The following is an 18,758-nucleotide window of genomic DNA, read 5'->3' as shown; positions in this document are numbered from 1 at the left end:
TACATGATCCACAAAATGGGGATATGACGCGGACGAGCGTGAATTGGGGACCGCGGTATGACGACCGATCGCGCGCTCGGGAGGGCGCCCTCCATGACCGAGGGTAAGAGCCCCTTGGGCGACGCCGGGGTCGCGCCAGAGGGTCAGGGACGGCTGGTGGGCCGGCGCTACCGCCTGCTCTCGCCGGTCGGCCGTGGTGGCATGGGCATGGTCTGGCACGCCCATGACGTGCTCCTCGACCGCGACGTCGCGGTCAAGGAGCTGATCCTGCCCTTCGGCCTCGACCACGCGGGCAAGCAGGTCGCGCACCGGCGCATGCTGCGCGAGGCCAGGTCCGCCGCACGGCTCAGCCACCCGGGCATCGTCACCGTCCACGACGTCGTCGAGGAGGACGGACGTCCCTGGATCGTCATGGAGCTGGTGCGCGCCTGGTCGCTGGAGCAGGCCGTGCGGCAGAGCGGGCCGCTGCCGGTGGTGCAGGCCGCCGAGATCGGCGTCCGCGTGCTCGACGCGCTGCGGCACGCCCACGCCGCCGGCATCCTGCACAGGGACGTCAAACCCGGCAACGTGCTGCTCACCGCCGACCGCGTGGTGCTCACCGACTTCGGCATAGCCGCGATCGAGGGTGACGTCACCATCACCCAGACGGGCCTGCTCATGGGCTCGCCCGCCTACATCCCGCCGGAGCGGCTCCAGGGCCGCCCGATCACCCACGCGGCCGACCTGTGGTCCTACGGCGCGACGCTCTACGCCGCCGTCGAGGGCCGCCCGCCGTACGAGGGGCCGGACGCGGTGGCCGTCCTCGGCGCGGTGCTGACGCAGGAGCCCAACCGCCCGCAGCGCGCCGGAGCGCTGCTGCCGGTCATCGAGGGGCTGCTGCGCAAGAACCCCGCCGACCGTATGCCCGCCGCCCAGGCCGCAGAGCTGCTGGAACGGGTGCTGCGCACCCACGGCTCGGGGCTCGCGCTCCTCGGCGACCGTCATGTCCCGACGCCCCTGCCGACGCAGGCCGACTCGACGCCGGTGCACATGCTCCCTCCACTCGACCCGCCGTCGGGGCCGATGCCCTCGCGCATCATCGAGACCCCGTCGGGACCCGTGCGAATCCCGTTCGACCAGGACTCCGCCGGCCAGGCCGGTCACCTCGATCCGTCGCGCGCGCATGGCGGCGGCTCCGCCACGGGGGCCACCGCCTACGGGGCTCCTGGCGGCTACGACGCGCTCGACAGCCCTTCCGGCTCGCAGCGCTCCCCCTTCGACGGGCCGGACGGCCCGGCGGGCGCCCGGCCGAACCCCTACGACGCGCTGCGCAGCCCCTCGGGTCCCCAGCCGGTGGGCCCGTACGACGCCCTGCGCAGCCCCTCGGGACCCCAGCCGGTCAACCCCTACGACGCGCTGCGCAGCCCCTCGGGACCGCAGCCGAGCCCGTTCGACGCCTTCCGGAGCCCTTCGGGACCGCAGCCCGACCCGTATGACGCGCTGCGCAGCCCCTCGGGACCGCGGCCGGCCGACCCGTACGACGCGCTGCGCAGCCCCTCGGGGCCCCAGCCGAGGCCCTACGAGGGGCTGGACAAGTCCCACGGCACCCGGTCGAACCTGTACGACGCGCTCAAGAGCACCTCCAGCCCCCAGGCGCAGGCCGGCGCCGCCCGCGACTCGCTGGTGGCCGGGACGCCCGGATCCCGGGTGTGGCCGGCGAGGTCCGGCCCGAACCTGGCCGACGAGCTCGCCAGGGACCTCCCCGGCGACCCGTTCGCCGGCCCCGACCGCAAGGGCGACGGCCGCGGCACGCGCGAGGAGAAGCCGGACGCCCGTACGCGCCGCCGCGGGATGGAGGACGACGACGCCCGCGAGGGCCGCTCCCCCGTCCTGCTCGTGCTCGCCGGCATCGGGGTCGTCGGCGTGGTGGCCGCCCTGCTGTTCGTGCTGTGGCCCACGGGCTCCCCGTCGCAGGAGGCCGTCGCCAGCCCGCTCGTCGCCACCGGCGGCCCGGCCCCGGCCGGGCCGTCCTCGCCAGAGGCCTCGGCCCCCGACGACCAGGCCGTGCCCACCGAGATCCCGGCGAGCTTCCGCACGCACACCGCGGCCGGCGCGTCGGTCGCGGTGCCCAAGGACTGGACGGTCTCCACCTCGGGCGAGGCGGTGACCTACCTCGGCCCGAAGAGCTCCGGGCGGCGCATCCAGATCAAGAAGGTGCCCTCCACGGGCGACGACGGCCTGGCCGCGCTCACCAAGGCCAAGGACGAGGCCACGCTCACCGACTACGCCCAGGCCCGCCTGGAGTCCTCCACCTTCGGGAACGGCAAGTGGCAGGCGAGCGTCTGGGAGTACACCTACACCGCGCTGAACAACGTGACCGCGCACGCCGTCACCCGGCACATCGCGATCGACGGCAAGACGGCCTTCGAGGTGACGTTCACCGCGCCCGACGCCGAGTGGGACCAGACGGACAACCGCCAGACGATGGCCGTGCTGTGGAGCAGCTTCAAGCCCGCTTCCTGATCACCCGGCGCTCGGCGGGGCGAGCGGGATCGCCACCTCGTCCTCCATCGGGGGCTCGATCTCCTGAGGGCGGCAGCCGGTGGCGGCGAAGCAGCGGATGCGCAGCGTGCCGTCCTGCACGGAGACGTGCAGGAAGCTCTTGAAGAACGGCGGGGTGTCCCAGTCGGACAGCTCGGAGAACCAGCGGTGGAAGGTGCGCCCCACCGGCAGGCGGAACGGCATGGGCCAGCCGCCGAGGATGCGGGCCGCCCACTTCATGCGCGCCGTGATCTTCACGGGCCGGCCGGGGACGGTGGGCTCCGAGCCGTCCGCGCCCACCGTCCCGTCCGTGCCGTCGCCCGTGCCGACCGGGCGCGGCGGGGTGTTGCCGATGTGCCTGGACATCAGCACGAGGCCTTCGTCGGGCGTGAGGTAGAGCCAGGGCATGCGCAGCCGGGCGCGGTAGAGGTTGCTGTAGAACGACAGCGAGTCGCCTCTCAGCGGGTAGCACTTGAAGGCGTCCTCGCGCACGCCTCCCACGTCGACGCGGGGGATCGTGTGCGTGGCGTGCATGAACGCCCCGCCTCCGCCGGACACGATGTACTGGATGGTGCGCCCGCCGACCTCGACCGGGTAGCGCTGGTAGTTGTGGGTGTCCCCGCCGATGGCGGCGACGTAGTTGTTCGCGGGGTCCGTGACGATCTCGTCGACCGTGCCGCCGTCCTCGATCGGGCACGGGTGGTACTCGTTGCGGTCGTAGATCGGCTTGCCGGTGATCAGCACCTTGGGCCGGGGGTCGGCCGACACCCGGCGCAGCCAGGCCCCCTGGTCGCGGTCGATGGTGCCGCGGATGCCGGTGTCGATGCCCACCAGCAGCAGGCCGGGCAGGTCGATCACCCAGTAGGGCGCGGGCTGCGCCGCCCGCTGGGCGGGACTCGACCGTCTCGCGCGCGCCTCGGCCAGGCGCGGCTCGTCGATCGTCTCGGGCTTGGTCCAGAACAGGCCCCGCAGGCCCGAGGGCGACAGCGAGAACCCCTGGCGCCGCGCCTCCAGCGCCGGCGCGTCGCAGAAGACGCGCATGAACCCGCCGAGCCCGTCGTACCAGTCGTGGTTGCCGGGGATGGCGTAGATCGGGGCGGGATAGTCCTTGTACGGGCGGAAGAACTTGTCGTCGTACTCGTTGCCCGAGCCCGTGGGGTAGATGACGTCGCTCGCGACGACCGCGAAGGCGGTGTCGGCGCCGATGGCGAGCAGCCCGGGCACCACGGCGTACTGCGAGGCGTCGCCCTCGCCGGTGTCGCCGATGATCAGGAAGCTGTACTCGGCCCCCAGATCAGGCTTTATCCGGAAATCGGGGTCGACGCCGCTCTCCTGCCGTGCCGCCATCCAGCGCCGGCGCACCTCGTTGGACGGGTCGCCGAAGAGCTGGGCGAGGATCTCGTTGCGCGAGCGCAGCAGGGTCCTCACCGCCAGCCAGGAGAAGCTGTCCTCGTTCGGGCGCAGCTTCTGGAACGTGCCCATCTCCTGGCAGGACCACCCGGCGCCCTCCTCGGACACCCGGGACGAGACCCGCCTGCCACGCGCGGCTGCCCGCTCCACATCGACCATGACCCTATCTTTGCCGTGATCTTGATGGATCGCACGCCGACTCACCAATCGGGTCTCCCGGACGTTTCACTCCCGGCCCCCCAGACCGGTCGATCAGGGGATCAGGACCCCCGGATTGAGGATGCCGGCCGGGTCGAGGCGCTCCTTGACCGCGCGGAGGATCTCGACCCCGAGCTCGCCTATCTCGTCGGCGTACGCCGACCGATGGTCCCTGCCGACGCCGTGGTGGTGCGAGATCGTGCCGCCCGCCAGCCCGATCGCCTCGTTGACCGCCCGCTTGGCCGTGTCCCACTGCCCGAGCGGGTCCGCGGTCTGGGAGGCGACCACGGTGAAGTACAGCGACGCGCCCGTCCCGTAAACGTGCGACAGGTGGCACATCACCAGCGGCGGCCCGCCGGGGCCCGACAGGTCCGCGGGCGCGAGCGCCACGCTGAGCACCAGCCGAACGGCGTCGTAGAGCCTCGGGATGTTCGACCAGAAGCAGGCGGTCTCCAGCGTCTCCACGGTCGCCCCGGCGGTGAGCAGCGCGTCGCGCAGATACGGCGCGCTGAAGCGTCCGTGGGCCCACGCCTCGCCCGGCTCGGGGCCGAGGTAGACGCCGCCCAGCGCGGACAGGGTCTCAGCGGTGCGCTCACGCCGGTGGGCGACGTCGCCGGCCTCGCCCTCGTACCCGACGACGGCCAGGCATCCCGCGTCGGGCCGTACCCCGCCGATCTCCCCCGGCTTGGCGAGGCCCACCATGGTCTCGGTCTCGTCGGACAGGCGCAGCACCGTCGGGAGCGGCCCCTCCTGCGCCACGCGCCGCAGCGCGGCCGTCCCCGCCGTGAAGGACGCGAACCGCCACCCCTCGTACACCTTCTCCGCCGGCGCCCGCCGCACCCGCAGCCGCATCGAGGTGATGACCCCGAAGGCGCCCTCCGAGCCGAGGACGAGCTGGCGCAGGTCGGGCCCGGCGGCGGACTTCGGCGCGCGGCCGGACTCCAGCGTGCCGCGCGGGGTGGCCACGGTCACGCCCACCACCATGTCGTCGAAGCGGCCGTACCCGGCCGACGCCTGGCCGCTCGATCTCGCCGCCGCGAAGCCGCCCAGGGTGGCGTACTCATAGGACTGGGGGAAGTGGCCGAGGGTGAGCCCGTGCCTGGCCAGGAGCTGCTCGGCCTGCGGGGCGCGCAGCCCCGGCTCAAGGTCGGCGACCATCGACTCGGTGTCCACCGAGATGAGCCGGTTGAGCCTGGCCAGGTCGAGGGCCACCACGCCGGCGAAGCCCTGCCGCGAGGCCACCAGCCCGCCGACCACCGAGGTGCCGCCCCCGAAGGGCACGACCGCGACCCGGTGGTGCGCGCAGATGCGGAGCACCTCCAGCACCTCGTCGTGCGACCCGGGCAGCAGCACCGCGTCCGGGGCCTCCGAACCGTCGCCGTCGCGCATGCGCAGCAGGTCGGGCGTGGACTTGCCCCTGGTGTGGCGGATCCTGGCATCGTCGTCGAACCGGACGTGCTCGCCGCCGACGGCCTTGCGGAGGTCGGCGAGGATCAGCGGAGACAGGGCGGCGGCGCGCAGCCTGACCTCTCCGAAGGACGCGGCCGGCCGCGCGGGCTCACGCACGCCGAGCAGCTCGCTCAGCAGCTTGCGGACGGACTGGGGCAGCTCGGCGGCCTTGGCGGGATCGCCCCAGCCTGACCAGAGCATCGGTTCCGCGGCGGTGTCGGGAGTTTCCACGTCCTACACTGTGACACGCCCGGCTGTGGTCGCCATTCCGGGTGTCCCCTGGAGAGGTGCCAGGACCATGAGCCACAACCCCGGCGTCGCCCCCGGATCCTCCCTCAACGCCTCCCGGCGTGCCCGCGAGCTGGCCGAGGCGCGTGAGACGGTCGTGGACCTGCTGGTGGTCGGGCTGGGCGCCACGGGCGCGGGCGTGGCGCTCGACGCCGCCTCCCGCGGCCTGTCCGTCGCGGCGATCGACGCCCACGACCTGGCTTTCGGCACCTCGCGGTGGAGCTCCAAGATGATCCACGGCGGGCTTCGCTATCTGGCCAAGGGCCAGATCGGGGTGGCCATGGAGAGCGCGGCCGAGCGCGGGGTGCTGCTGCGCCACACCGCTCCCCACCTGGTGCGCGCCCAGCCCTACCTGCTGCCCCTGACCCCCGAGGTGTCCAGGGCACAGGCCGAGGTCGTGATGGCGGGCTACCGGCTCGGAGACCTGCTCAGGGCGTCGGCGGGAACCCCGCGCCACCTGCTCCCCGGCCCGTCCCGCGTGGCGGCCGCCCGCGCCCGCGCCCTCGTCCCGGCCCTGCGCCCGCACGGGCTGCGCGGCGCGCTGGCGTCCTTCGACGGGCGGGTCGTCGACGACGCCCGGCTGGTGGTCGCGATCGCCAGGACCGCCGCCGCCCACGGCGCCTGGGTGCTCACCCGGTGCCGGGCCCTCACCCTGTCCGGCGACGGCGCGGAGGTCCGCGACGAGCTGGGCGGCGAGACCTTCACGATCCGCGCCCGCAGGGTCGTCAACGCGACGGGCGTGTGGGCGGGGCGGCTGACCGCCTCGGTGTCCATGCGGCCCTCCAGGGGCACCCACCTGGTCCTGCGGCCGGGCACCCTCGGCGAGCCGCGCGCGAGCCTGCACGTGCCGATCCCCGGCGAGGGGGCGAGGTTCGTCCTGGTGCTCCCCCAGCCCGACGGGCGCGTCTACGTCGGGCTCACCGACGAGCCGGTGGACGGCCCGATCCCCGACGTGCCGGAGGCTCCCGAGACCGACATCGCGTTCCTCCTGGAGGTGCTCAACTCCGTTCTGGAGGTTCCCGTCGCCCGGGCGGACGTGGCGGGCGCCTACGCGGGCCTGAGGCCGCTGCTGACCGGCGATGGGCGCACGGCCGACCTCTCCCGCAGGCACGCGGTCGTCAGGGCCTCTGACGGCGTCGTGACGATCGTGGGCGGCAAGCTCACCACCTACCGCAGGATGGCGGAGGACGCCGTCGACGCGGCCTTCCCCCGCGCTCCCCGGAGCCGCACGGCCCGCCTGCCCCTCGTGGGCGCGGACGTCTCCGCCCCGGCCCGGGGTTCGCGGGACGGCGTCCCGAGGCGGCCGTCCGAGCGGTACGGCGTCCCGAGGCGGCTGTCCGAGCGGTACGGCTCGGAGGCGGCGGCCGTCCATGCCCTCGCGGACCGCGATCCCGAGCTCGCCGAGACGCTGCCGACGGGCGTCACGACGGCCGAGCTGGTGTGGGCGGTGCGGCACGAGGGCGCGCTGGACGCCGGCGACCTCCTCGACCGCCGCACCCGCATCGGGCTGGTGCCCGAGGACCGCGCGTCGGCCCTTCCCGCGGCCGAGCGGGTGCTGCGCGACCACGCCCGCTAGCCCCAAGCCGGAGCTCCCGGCAACCCGCCCGGCGAGACCGTGAGTTATGTCACACGAGGCGTCGACATAGGGGTGGAGAAAAAGGACACCCCACAAACCTGCGCCCCGCCGCACAAAGCCCCTTACCGTTAGGTTAGTCTTACCTAAGTCTGTAGGGAGGATCGCGTGACGAGAGACCGGGCCCGGGGGTGCGAACACCCGGCCGGATGCCATACAGGTGAGGTGCCGGCGCTCGCGAGCGCGACCGTCGGCGCCCGGTTGTGGCTGCTCATCGAGCATGCCGGGCCGTGGGCGTCCCATCTGGCGGAGTGCGAGCTGCCCGCGGGGGTCCACGCGCTCATCGGGCGCGCGACCGAGCTGGGGATCCGTCCCCAGCTCATCAGGCGTCCCCTGCACCGCCGGGCGACGCAGGGGCCGGTCAGGGTCATGGTGGCCGACACCACGGCGGACGTCCCATGGATCGCGGAGGGGTTCTTCGAGGACCCTGGAGATCTTGACCTGGGATCTCTTGTGCGCGGAGTGGTTCCGGAGTCCTGCATACTGGTGAAGGAGCCGGTGTTCCTGGTCTGCACGCATGCCAGGCGCAACGCGTGTTGTGCCCGCATTGGCCTTCCCATCGCGCGGGTTTTGGGTGAGAGCCTGCCGGGAAGAGTGTGGGAAACCACTCATGTGGGCGGCGATCGATACGCCGCTAACCTTGTGTGCTTGCCACACGGGCTTTACTACGGCAGCATGTCTCAGGCTGCCGCGATCGCGGCGGCAAACGCGTACCGGCACGGTGAGATCGTTCTCGACCGTTTCCGGGGACGCGCAGGCATCCCTGAGCCATCGCAGGCCGCCGAGCATTTCGTCCGGGCACACACGGGCGAGCTCTCGGTAGGCGGAGTGGCCGTGGAATCCACCAGGCTGGACGGTGACGTCACCGAGGCGATTGTGCGCCACGGGGACGTCCGGTTCAGGGTTGTGGTCGAGCGGACGGTGTTCGCGCCATGCGGTATGGCGTGCGCCGACACGATCATGACCTACAGGCTGGCGGCGCTGGAGCATCTCCAGCGTGGCACGCCCGTTCTGACCTGAGGCTCCTCACGGAGCCGGGAACACCACGGACTACCACGGCGTTGGAACCAGGGACGCCATATGCGTCCAATGCGGCACAAACACGAAATACCTCTCACCTAAGGTGGTTTCTCATGTCTCAGGTACGTCGGCAGATCGCCCGCCCGCGCCCCAGCTGGGGTTGGCAGGATGACGCCGCGTGCCGGGGAGAGGACCTTGTGCTGTTCTTCGGTCCCGACGGCGAGCGTCAGCCGGAGCGCGACATTCGCGAGCGCAAGGCCAAGGCCATCTGCGCCCAGTGCCCTGTCCGTGCTGAGTGCCTCGACTACGCCCTCTCCCGTCCGGAGAAGTACGGCACGTGGGGCGGGCTCAACGAGGACGAGCGCGCGTCCGAGCGCCGTCGGCGCATGCGGCGTGCCGCGAGCGCCGGCATCAGCGCTGCCTGAACCTCCACCGGCATGTTTCCCCCGTGATCATGCGGCTTTTCCGATCCTGTACGCCTCCAGGGCCGCATTTGCCGCATGATCATGCGGGTGTCATTCCCCTCCGGGGTGACGCCCACACCTTCCCCCCACCCCCTACGCAGGCGAAGGTCCTCGTTCACCGCCCCTGCCGCAGCAGGCGGAGAACGTCCGCGTCCGTCAGCTGGTCGAACCGCACGTACCACTGGCCGACAGCGTGAAACCCGGGCGGGGTGGCGATCACGACCACCTCGTCCGCCTCGTCTCTCAGCTCCGCGACCGTTCTCGGCGACCCCACCGGCACGGCGAGCACCAGCCTCCGTGGCCTCCCCGCCCGTACGGCGCGCAGCGCAGCGCGGGCCGTCGCGCCCGTCGCGAGCCCGTCGTCCACCACGACGACGTCCCGCCCCGCCAGCCTGGGGAGCGAGCGCTCGCCCCGGTAGGCGTCCACCCGCCTCGCGAGCTCGCGCCTCTCCCGCTCGACGATCGTCGCGACATCCTCCGCGGTCAGCCTCAGGCGCGCCAGGAACGAGGCGTCGAGCACCGGCTCCCCGCCCTCGGCGATGGCGCCCACCCCGAGCTCCGGCTGCTCGGGGTGGCCGATCTTCCGGGTGACGAGGACGTCCAGCGGCGCGTCCAGCCGTTCGGCGACCGGTGCCGCCACCGCCACGCCACCGCGCGGCAGGGCGAGGATCACCGGATCGGCGAGGCCGAGGTCCGCCAGCATCTCGGCGAGCTGGGCGCCCGCCTCCGCCCTGTCGGCGAAGGGCAGGGACACCCGCCGACTAGCGCCCATGCCCCTTTCGTACCCTTCCTCCAGAACCACAAGCGGTCAGGGGCGGCCCCGGTTGCGCATGGACTTGTGGATGATCTTCCACTTACGGGTCTCCTCGGCCCGCAGCCGGGCGTCGCCGCGCCTGGCCATCCACGCCGCCTCGCGCTGGAGCTTGCGCCAGCTCTCGAGCCTGCGCTCCGGCAGCTCGCCCGACTCCAGAGCCTCGAGGACGGCGCACCCGGGCTCGCTCTCGTGGGCGCAGTCGTCGAACCGGCAGCCCTCGGCCAGCTGCTCGATGTCGGAGAACACCAGGTCGACGCCCTGGCTCATCTCGTACATGCCGACGCGGCGGATGCCCGGTGTGTCGATCACCAGGCCGCCGCCGGACAGCGGGATCAGCTCGCGGTGCACGGTGGTGTGCCGGCCCCGCCCGTCGCCCGCGCGCACCTGCTGGGTCTCCATCACCTGCTCGCCTGCCAGCGCGTTGACCAGCGTCGACTTGCCCGCGCCCGAGGCCCCGAGTATCACCGCGGTGCGCGAGCCGTCGAGGTGGCCGCGCACCACCTCGACCCCCTCCCCGGTCACCGAGCAGACGGCGTGGAGGTCCACGCCCGGCGCGACCGCCGCCACGTCGTCGAGCAGCCCGGGGAGGTGCTGCCCGACCAGGTCGGACTTGGTGATGATCACGACCGGCCGTGCCCCGCTCTCCCAGGCCAGGGCGAGGAGCCGCTCCACGCGGCCGAGATCGGCGAAGTCGCCGGCGTGCATCGCCGGCTCGGCGACGAAGACCACGTCGACGTTCGCGGCCAGCACCTGCCCGCGCGAGTCGCCGGACAGGCCGCCCCGCGAGTCGCGGCTGACGCCGCCGCGCACGAAGGCGGTGCGCCTCGGCAGGATCGCGTCGAGCTCGTAGCGGCCCTCCGCGAGCATGGTGAGCGCGGCCCAGTCGCCCACGCAGGGCAGGGCCACGGGGTCGTTCACCGTCGCCCGCCGCAGCCGGGCGGCGTACTGGGCGTGGTGGTGGCCGTCGATGGTGATGACGTCGGCGGCACCGCGGTCGACGCGGGCCACCCGGGCGGGGACGGCGCCGCCCGGAAGATCGGCGGCGAGGGACTCGTTCCAGCCGAGAGAGAAAAGATCATGACCGAGAGTGGTCAACTCAGGCACCCTTCGAGAACCGGGCGCCTGGCGGCTTCAGCGCGTGAGCGGCGCCCGGGAGGAAATGGACATGGGTGATCTCCAAAAGACCCGCATCTTCCTCACCTCCCGGTCGTTCACGGCCGCATCTCTCAGAAGCGGCGAAGCCGGGCCCACTTTATCGCGGGCCCGGCCGTCGCGGGCAACACATTTTTCCCGTGGCACACGGCACTGCCTGACCGGTCGGCCGGTGCCGGACGCCCCGCGGGGGCCCGGCCGGTGCCGGACGCCCCGCGGAGGCTCGCCGGTCAGCTCAGGCCGGGCGCGGGGAACTTGCCGGTCAGCTCGCTGACCTCCCCGTGGACGCGCGCGATGACCTCGTCCGCGTCGCCCTTGGCGATCGCGGTGACCACCTCGTCCATCCAGGCGCCGATCTGGCGCATCTCGGCCTCGCCCATGCCGCGGCTCGTGACCGACGGCGTGCCGATGCGCAGGCCGGACGGGTCGAACGGCTTGCGCGGGTCGAACGGCACGGTGTTGTAGTTGGTCTCCAGACCGGCGCGGTCGAGGGCCTGCGCGGCCGGCTTGCCCGCGGCGCCCTTGGACGTCAGGTCGATCAGGATGAGGTGGTTGTCGGTGCCACCCGAGACCAGGTCGAAGCCGCGGCTCGACAGCTCGTCGGCCAGCGCCTTGGCGTTGGCGACCACCTGCCGGGCGTACGCCTTGAAGTCGTCGGTCGCGGCCTCACGGAGCGCGACGGCGATCGCGGCCGTGGTGTGGTTGTGCGGACCGCCCTGGAGACCGGGGAACACGGCCTTGTTCAGGGCCTTGGCGTGCTCCTCCGAGGTGGCCATCAGCATGGCGCCGCGCGGGCCGCGCAGCGTCTTGTGCGTGGTGGTGGAGATGACGTCGGCGTGACCCACAGGCGAGGGGTGCGCGCCGCCCGCGACCAGGCCCGCGATGTGGGCGATGTCGGCCGCGAGGATGGCGCCGACCTCGCGGGCGACCTCGGCGAAGGCCGGGAAGTCGATCGTGCGCGGGATCGCGGTGCCGCCGCAGAAGATCAGCTTGGGGCGGTGCTCCAGGGCGATGGAGCGCACCTCGTCCATGTCGATGCGGCCGGTGTCCTTGCGCACGCCGTACCTGACCGGGTTGAACCACTTGCCGGTGGCGGAGACCGACCAGCCGTGGGTCAGGTGGCCGCCGAAGGGCAGGCCCATGCCCATGACGGTGTCACCCGGGTTGAGGAACGCCATGTAGATCGCGAGGTTGGCCGGCGAGCCGGAGTACGGCTGGACGTTGGCGTGGTTCACGCCGAACAGCGACTTGGCGCGGTCGACGGCCAGGGTCTCGACCTGGTCGATGACCTGCTGGCCCTCGTAGTAGCGCTTGCCGGCGTAGCCCTCGGAGTACTTGTTCGTCAGCACGCTGCCGGTGGCTTCGAGAACGGCCCTGGAGACATAGTTCTCCGAGGCGATCAGCTTGACGGTGTCCGCCTGGCGGCGTTCCTCCGCCCTGATCAGCTCGGCGATCTCCGGGTCGACGTCCGAAAGAGAACTCATGGCCCTACCCTTCGTTGGCATCTGGCGAAGACCCAGGCGCTCGGCCTCCGACCCTTTCGCTCCCTGGTGGTGACCCACCCAGACACGCCGGTCACGTCGCGTTAGACGATAGCGGACTCACCGTTTCGGCTTGTTCCGTCGGGCCACAGGCGGTCGAACTCCGCGTTGAGCGTGGCGCCGATGAGCACCGCCAGCGCCGTGATGTAGAGCCACAGCAGCACCGCGATAGGGGCGGCCAGCGAGCCGTAAATGGACAGCGGCGTGAACCAGGCCGCCAGCACCTCGCGCAGGACCGCCGCGCAGACGATCCAGATGAGCAGCGCCAACAGCGCTCCGGGCATCTCGCGCCACCAGCGCGTCCGTACGGCCACGCTGACGTGGTACAGCAGGGTGAGCACGATCACCGACCCGACGACCACCACCGGCCAGTACAGGACCCCTACCAGCCCGCTGTATTGCGGGAGCGCCCCCGACAGCAGCGTGGGCCCGATCACCAGCACCGGTATCACGATCAGGCCGATCACCAGGGCGGCGATGTAGAGCCCGAACGACAGGATGCGGGTGCGGATGATGCCCCGGGTCTCCCCCAGGCCGTAGGCGATGGAGATCAGGTCGACGTAGACGAACAGGGCACGCGAGCCCGACCACAGCGCGAGCAGGAAGCCCACGGAGATCAGCGAGACCTGGCCGCCCCTCAGCACGTCGTCGAGCAGGGGCTGCACCACGCGGTCGACGGTGTTGCCGGTGAACAGCAGGTGCGCCTGCTCCAGCACCCACCCCCGGGTCTCGGCCACGGTGCCCGAGCCGAGGATGCCGCTCAGGTGGCCGAGGAGGCCGATCAGCCCGAGGACGAACGGGGGGAGCGACAGCAGGGCGAAGAACGCGGCCTCGCCCGCGAGACCGGTCACGCGGTAGTTGAACCCGGCCACCGTCGTCGCGCGGGCCAGCGCCCACATGCGCGACGCCTGGACGGACCTCCATGTCCTGGAGCCCTGGACCGCGGACAGCCCTGCCGTGGCGTTCTTCCTGGCCCTGGCCCTGACCAACCTCCAGCGAGGCATCCGCCCTCGGGGGCCGGACGACCTGGTCGGAGCGTCGGTGGACGTCATGGCATCCAAAGGTATTCGCAACACGGCTCTACCACGACCCCACCCTGTGACGATCTCCGTTCGTGGCGTGTACCCCATACGCCGGCGTTCTACCGGGGGAGGCGTTAGCAACCCCCCATAATAGCCATTCGGTGCAAATCAGCCCGGACTAGGTCATGGGGTCGTCAAAAACAGTCTCATGAGTTCTTACGAGGTGAGAGCCCTGGACTGGCCTGCCGGACGGCCGCCGCCCGGCGGTCCGGCGAACGCCTGGGCGACCGACATCCACGCGGTCGCCGTCCGGCCCCGCACAGAAAGGCCGGTGTCGGCGAGGTTGCAGCGCTGGGTGACCAGCAGGCAGAAGTCGAGCGCCGGGCCCCGCACCAGGTCGCCGGCGTCCTCCGGGCCGTGGCTCCACGGTGTGCCGTCCGGGAGCGTGAGCTCGACCCGCACGGGATCGGCCGGCGGGTCCATCCCCCGCATGGCGAAGCCGTACGGCATGGCCCGCGCGCCGAGCAGGGCCACGTGCCGGAGCCGCGCGGTGGGCACGCGCGCGACCTCCAGCGCGTCGGCCACGTCCTGCCCGTGCGCCCAGGTCTCCATCAGGCGCGCGGTGACGAAGGAGGCGGCCGACATGTCCGGCCCGTACCACGGCAGCCGTACCCGGGGGTCGAGCTTCTCGAAGGCGTCCAGGCTGCGGTCGCGGGCGGTCGCGAACCAGTCGAGGACCTGCTCCGGCGACAGGCTGCGCGCGGCGGCGGCGATCTCGTCCACCGCCGAGTCGCCCCTGGCCATCAGGGCGGGCAGCGCCGCGCGGAAGCCGCCGGGGTCGGTCGCGGCCGTGGTCGCGGCGTCGTCGAACCACGCGAGGTGGCTGATCTGGTCCTGTACGTCCCACCCCTCGGCCGGGGTGGGACGCGCCCAGCCTGCCGCGTCCAGACCACGGATCATGGCCGTCAGCTCCGCGCTCTCCGCCCGGAGATCGTTGATCAGCTCGGACATGGAGACGCCCATGACACCTCCGCGTTACGAGGGGCTCGCGCCAGCGTAACCGAGTCATGTTCTAGAAGGAACAGGAGGAAAATGGGGGATGTGATCTGCGAGGAGTGCAAGGACGATCGGCATGACGAGTGCCCGGGCGGCTCCTGGTGCGACTGCCAGCACCGGCCTCCGGACGAGCCCCGCGAGCCCTCGCTCGTCTGGCCGAGCCAGGGCTGAGCACGCCTGATGTCCAAACTGTGGACCCGATATTGGACATCTGGCACGCGAGGGGTATCGTTTGGGCCATGCCAGTGGACCCGCTTCTCGTCGTGCGAAGGCACGTCGACCTTCTGCGTGTCCGCAGTGCCATCTGTATTGACGCCCGTTGATCGTCGCTCCCTGTTGACTTCTGCCAGCACGGGCGCGTGACAGGCGTCCTTTTTTTGTGCCCCCGCACTCGCCGTCGAGCCGGGAGGCAGGCCTGTTCCGCGTGCGTGTGACCTGATGACCATTCTCGGCAAAGGACGCACCATGACCAGCCCGCCCAGGCCTGCGAACCGCCACCACAAGCGCCCGCGAGGCGAAGGCCAGTGGGCTCTCGGTTACCGTGAGCCGCTGAACAAGAACGAGGAGAACAAGAAGAACGACGACGGGCTCAACGTCCGTCAGCGGATCATCGACGTCTACTCGAAGCAGGGGTTCGACTCGATCGACCCCGCCGACCTGCGCGGGCGGTTCCGCTGGTTCGGTCTCTACACCCAGCGCAAGCCGGGCATCGACGGAGGCAAGACCGCGATCCTGGAGCCGGAGGAGCTCGACGACCGCTACTTCATGCTCCGCGTCCGCATCGACGGCGGGCAGCTCAGCCTGGCCCAGCTCCGCACGATCGCCGACATCGCCAACAGGTACGCGCGGGGCACGGCCGACGTCACCGACCGGCAGAACATCCAGCTCCACTGGATCGAGGTCGAGTCGGTTCCCGCGATCTGGGAGGCGCTGGAGGCCGTCGGGCTGTCGACCATGGAGGCCTGCGGCGACACCCCGCGCGTCATGCTCGGCTGCCCGCTGGCCGGCATCGACGCCGAGGAGGTCATCGACGCCACCCCGCAGATCGAGGACACCGTCTCGCGCTACATCGGCGACAAGGCGTTCTCGAACCTCCCCCGCAAGTTCAAGTCGGCGATGAGCGGCTGCCCGGCGCACTGCACGGTCCACGAGATCAACGACATCGCGTTCGTCGGAGTGGCCGACGAGCACGGCGAGAAGGGCTTCGACCTGTGGGTGGGCGGCGGCCTGTCCACCAACCCCATGCTGGGCAAGCGGCTGGGCGCCTTCGTCCGCCCCGAGCAGGTGCACGAGGTCTGGGCCGGGGTCATCGGCATCTTCCGCGACTACGGCTACCGCAGGCTCCGCCACCGGGCGCGCATCAAGTTCCTGGTCAACGACTGGGGGGCCGAGCGGTTCCGCGAGGTCCTCGAGAAGGAGTACCTCGGCTACCCGCTGCCCGACGGGCCCGCGCCCGAGGCGCCGCGGGGCGGGCGCCGCGACCACGTGGGCGTGCACAGGCAGAAGGACGGCAACTTCTACGTCGGCTTCGCCCCCAAGGTCGGGCGGCTCGACGGCGACCGGCTCAACCTGATCGCCGACATCGCCGAGCGGTACGGCTCCGACCGCGTCCGCACGACCGTCGAGCAGAAGATGGTCATCCTGGACGTGGCGCCCGACAAGGTGGACGGCGTCGTCGCCGACCTTGAGGCCGCCGACCTGCAGGTCAACCCCAGCACGTTCCGCCGCCAGACGATGGCCTGCACCGGCATCGAGTACTGCAAGCTGGCGATCGTCGAGACCAAGGGGCTCGCCTCCGACCTCATCGACGAGCTGGAGCGCCGCCTTCCCGGCTTCACCGACCCCCTGACCATCAACGTCAACGGCTGCCCGAACTCCTGTGCCCGCATCCAGGTCGCGGACATCGGCCTCAAGGGCCAGCTCATCACCGACGCGAGCGGCGCCCAGGTGGAGGGCTTCCAGATCCACCTGGGGGGCTCTCTGGGCGTGAACCCCGGCTTCGGCCGCAAGGTCCGGGGGCTCAAGGCGACCGCCGCCGAGCTTCCCGACTACGTCGAGCGCGTCCTGAAGAACTTCCAGAGCCAGAAGAACGACGCGGAGAGCTTCTCCGAGTGGGTCCAGCGGGCAGAGGAGGCGGACCTCAAGTGAGCTCCGGCCAGAGCCCGCTGGAAGGGGGGCACGCGTGACCGAGCGCGCGGTCCCCTTCCACTGCCCTTACTGCGGCGACGAGGACCTCGAACCCTATGAGGGCGACGGCGGCTGGTACTGCCGGTCGTGCGCCCGCGCCTTCAAGCTGAAGTTTCTCGGCATCGGCGTGCGCTCATGACCGGCGGCCCGGCGGCGCCCGCATCCACTGACGAACGAGGATTGGTGAGCAAGCCATGACACTGGTGGAGATCGAAACCGGGTTGGAACGCCAGCGCGGCGTGCTCGACCTCCGGAGCATCGTCGACTCCGCGGCGGAGTTCCTGGAGGAGGCCTCCGCGCGGGAGATCATCCGCTGGGCGGCGGCGACCTTCGGCGACCGGCTGTGCCTCACCTCCTCGATGAGCGACGCGCTGCTGATCGACCTCGTCAGCCGGGTGAAGCCGGGCGTCGACGTGCTGTTCATCGACACGGGCTACCACTTCGCCGAGACGATCGGCACCCGTGACGCCGTGCAGCAGGTGTACGACGTGAACGTGATCAACATCAGGCCGTCGCGCACGGTCGCCGAGCAAGATCGCGAGCTGGGCCCGCGGCTGAACGGCCGCAACCCCGACCTGTGCTGCTACCTGCGCAAGGTAGAGCCGCTGAACCGCGCCCTGGAGCCGTACCTCTCCTGGATCTCCGGCATCCGGCGCGACGAGTCGCCGACGCGCGCGAACACCAAGGTCGTCGAGTGGGACGCCAAGCGCCAGATGGTCAAGGTCAACCCCATCGCGCGCTGGACCCAGGACGACGTCGACAACTACATGGCCGACAACGGCGTGCTCATCAACCCGCTGCACTACGACGGCTACCCCTCGATCGGCTGCGCGCCCTGCACCCGGCAGGTCGCCCCCGGCGAGGACCCGCGCAGCGGCCGCTGGGCCGGGCTGGGCAAGACCGAATGCGGCATCCACCTCTGACCCCCGTCCACGGCCACTTCCCGCCGCTGGTGGCGGTGGCGCACGGGTCGCGTGACCCGCGCGCGTCCGCCACGGTGGAGGCCCTCCTCGACGAGGTACGGCTCGCGCGCCCGGGCATCCCGGTGCACGCGGCCTACCTCGACCATTCCCGTCCGTCGCTCGGCGAGGCGCTCTCAGGCCTGGACGAGGCCGTGGTGCTGCCCCTGCTGCTCACCGAGGCGTACCACAGCCGCGTCGACATCCCCTCCGCGCTCAGGGAGGCGCGGGCGGGCCGTCCACGGCTCCGCGTCCACCAGGGAGCCACCCTCGGGCCGCACCCGCTGCTGATCACGGCCCTGGAGCGGCGGCTCGCGGAGGCCGGAGTGGAGATCGGCGACCCCGAGACTGCCGTGGTCCTGGTCTCGGCGGGCTCCAGCGACCGCCGGGCCAACGCGGTGATCGCCGGCCTGGCCCGCACCTGGGCACGCTCACGCGGCTGGCATTCGGTCACCCCCGCCTACGCCTCCGCCGCCTCCCCCACCCCCGAGGACGCCACGCTGAGCCTCCTCCACGCCCGCACGCCCGATCCAGCCGTCACACCCCGTGCGGCGGGTACGGCCCGTCCGGCCCGCGTCGTGGTCGCGCCTTACCTGCTCGCCTCCGGGTACTTCGCCGACAAGGTCCGCGGGAACACCCTGCGAGCCGGCGCCTCCACCGTGGCCGACCCCCTCGGCCCCGCCCCCGAGCTGGTCACCGTCCTGCTCGAACGCTACGCGCAGGCCGTACGAACGTCCCCCACCGGCACACCCGCCCCGGCGACCGCCTGACCGCCGGCGCGGCGTCGCCGGGTCACGCGGTTCGGTGATCGGCGAAGAGAAGCGGCCCTTCCAGGGGGTTGTCTCCGGGGCAAGGGCGCCCGCGCCGCGGGGCTCGTCTCATTGCCAGGGAAAGGCGTTTCAGCGCCCGTACGTGCCGTGCCGTTGATCTTCATACGACTACGCAGAGTTATCATCTACTACGAGGCGTGAGGTATGTCGGGGTCCTTGTTCTGTTGGGTCAAGTGTTCGGACTTCGCGTCGCCTCTCTCATCCACCTGAGCATT

17 protein-coding genes are annotated in these 18,758 nt (G+C 71.7%); 10 read left to right on the top strand and 7 right to left on the bottom strand.

All coding sequences use genetic code 11. The annotated features are described in order from the left end of the window. The first annotated feature begins 57 nt into the window (after positions 1-57). The gene (locus OG589_RS05180; protein WP_405146626.1) at positions 58-2,502 is read left to right on the top strand and encodes a protein kinase domain-containing protein; all 2,445 of its coding nucleotides are present in this window, start codon (positions 58-60) and stop codon (positions 2,500-2,502) included. Here OG589_RS05180 and OG589_RS05175 read toward each other — a convergent pair whose 3' ends face one another. Beyond that, positions 2,503-4,089 carry a metallophosphoesterase family protein gene (locus OG589_RS05175; RefSeq protein ID WP_405146624.1) on the bottom strand — a complete coding sequence of 529 codons (1,587 nt, stop codon included), beginning with the start codon at positions 4,087-4,089 and terminating at the stop codon, positions 2,503-2,505. A 93-nt stretch (positions 4,090-4,182) separates the two neighbouring features. Then, positions 4,183-5,778 carry an FAD-binding oxidoreductase gene (locus OG589_RS05170; RefSeq protein ID WP_405151960.1) on the bottom strand — a complete coding sequence of 532 codons (1,596 nt, stop codon included), beginning with the start codon at positions 5,776-5,778 and terminating at the stop codon, positions 4,183-4,185. A gap of 97 nt (positions 5,779-5,875) precedes the next feature. On the opposite strand from OG589_RS05170, the gene OG589_RS05165 reads away from it, so the two are divergent. From OG589_RS05165 to OG589_RS05155, 3 genes are all read left to right on the top strand, one after another. Then, positions 5,876-7,441: a glycerol-3-phosphate dehydrogenase/oxidase gene (locus tag OG589_RS05165; protein WP_405146623.1), complete on the top strand. Its 1,566-nt coding sequence runs from the start codon at positions 5,876-5,878 to the stop codon at positions 7,439-7,441. Between the two features lie 222 nt (positions 7,442-7,663). Beyond that, entirely contained in the window at positions 7,664-8,518 is an 855-nt protein-coding gene (locus OG589_RS05160) for a sucrase ferredoxin (RefSeq protein ID WP_405146621.1), read from the top strand. 113 nt (positions 8,519-8,631) lie between these two features. Further along, complete coding sequence (locus tag OG589_RS05155; RefSeq protein ID WP_093171423.1) at positions 8,632-8,943, top strand: WhiB family transcriptional regulator; 312 nt, start codon at positions 8,632-8,634, stop codon at positions 8,941-8,943. Positions 8,944-9,097: 154 nt separating this feature from the next. Here OG589_RS05155 and OG589_RS05150 read toward each other — a convergent pair whose 3' ends face one another. From OG589_RS05150 to OG589_RS05130, 5 genes are all read right to left on the bottom strand, one after another. Next, on the bottom strand, positions 9,098-9,754 hold the full coding sequence (locus tag OG589_RS05150) for a phosphoribosyltransferase (protein WP_405146618.1): 657 nt from the start codon (positions 9,752-9,754) through the stop codon (positions 9,098-9,100). 36 nt (positions 9,755-9,790) lie between these two features. Further along, the gene (rsgA, locus tag OG589_RS05145; protein ID WP_405146616.1) at positions 9,791-10,900 is read right to left on the bottom strand and encodes a ribosome small subunit-dependent GTPase A; all 1,110 of its coding nucleotides are present in this window, start codon (positions 10,898-10,900) and stop codon (positions 9,791-9,793) included. A 278-nt stretch (positions 10,901-11,178) separates the two neighbouring features. Further along, a complete protein-coding gene (gene glyA / locus OG589_RS05140; protein WP_405146614.1) occupies positions 11,179-12,432 on the bottom strand; it encodes a serine hydroxymethyltransferase in 1,254 nt (417 codons plus the stop codon). A gap of 101 nt (positions 12,433-12,533) precedes the next feature. Further along, the gene (locus tag OG589_RS05135) at positions 12,534-13,541 is read right to left on the bottom strand and encodes a YihY/virulence factor BrkB family protein (protein WP_405146612.1); all 1,008 of its coding nucleotides are present in this window, start codon (positions 13,539-13,541) and stop codon (positions 12,534-12,536) included. A gap of 186 nt (positions 13,542-13,727) precedes the next feature. Then, positions 13,728-14,534: a TIGR03084 family metal-binding protein gene (locus OG589_RS05130; RefSeq protein ID WP_405146610.1), complete on the bottom strand. Its 807-nt coding sequence runs from the start codon at positions 14,532-14,534 to the stop codon at positions 13,728-13,730. A 69-nt stretch (positions 14,535-14,603) separates the two neighbouring features. On the opposite strand from OG589_RS05130, the gene OG589_RS05125 reads away from it, so the two are divergent. The 6 genes from OG589_RS05125 (at position 14,604) to OG589_RS05100 (ending at position 18,483) form a co-directional block, all read left to right on the top strand. Further along, positions 14,604-14,738 carry a hypothetical protein gene (locus tag OG589_RS05125; protein WP_405146608.1) on the top strand — a complete coding sequence of 45 codons (135 nt, stop codon included), beginning with the start codon at positions 14,604-14,606 and terminating at the stop codon, positions 14,736-14,738. 68 nt (positions 14,739-14,806) lie between these two features. Beyond that, positions 14,807-14,890, top strand: a complete 84-nt coding sequence (locus OG589_RS05120) for a putative leader peptide (protein WP_405151959.1) — start codon at positions 14,807-14,809, stop codon at positions 14,888-14,890. Between the two features lie 142 nt (positions 14,891-15,032). Further along, complete coding sequence (locus OG589_RS05115) at positions 15,033-16,715, top strand: nitrite/sulfite reductase (protein WP_405146606.1); 1,683 nt, start codon at positions 15,033-15,035, stop codon at positions 16,713-16,715. A gap of 34 nt (positions 16,716-16,749) precedes the next feature. Beyond that, complete coding sequence (locus tag OG589_RS05110; RefSeq protein WP_358509928.1) at positions 16,750-16,893, top strand: Insertion element protein; 144 nt, start codon at positions 16,750-16,752, stop codon at positions 16,891-16,893. A 55-nt stretch (positions 16,894-16,948) separates the two neighbouring features. Further along, positions 16,949-17,677 (top strand): phosphoadenylyl-sulfate reductase, encoded by a 729-nt coding sequence (locus OG589_RS05105; protein ID WP_405146604.1) that lies wholly within the window; start codon positions 16,949-16,951, stop codon positions 17,675-17,677. Further along, the gene (locus OG589_RS05100) at positions 17,659-18,483 is read left to right on the top strand and encodes a sirohydrochlorin chelatase (protein WP_405146602.1); all 825 of its coding nucleotides are present in this window, start codon (positions 17,659-17,661) and stop codon (positions 18,481-18,483) included. Before OG589_RS05105 ends, OG589_RS05100 begins: the two co-directional genes overlap by 19 nt. Positions 18,484-18,758: the final 275 nt, after the last annotated feature.

This window comes from Sphaerisporangium sp. NBC_01403 (assembly GCF_045040145.1).
GTDB lineage: Bacteria > Actinomycetota > Actinomycetes > Streptosporangiales > Streptosporangiaceae > Sphaerisporangium > Sphaerisporangium viridialbum.
The sequence above is the reverse complement of the archived record's forward strand: the minus strand, read 5'-3'. Positions and strand labels throughout refer to the sequence as shown.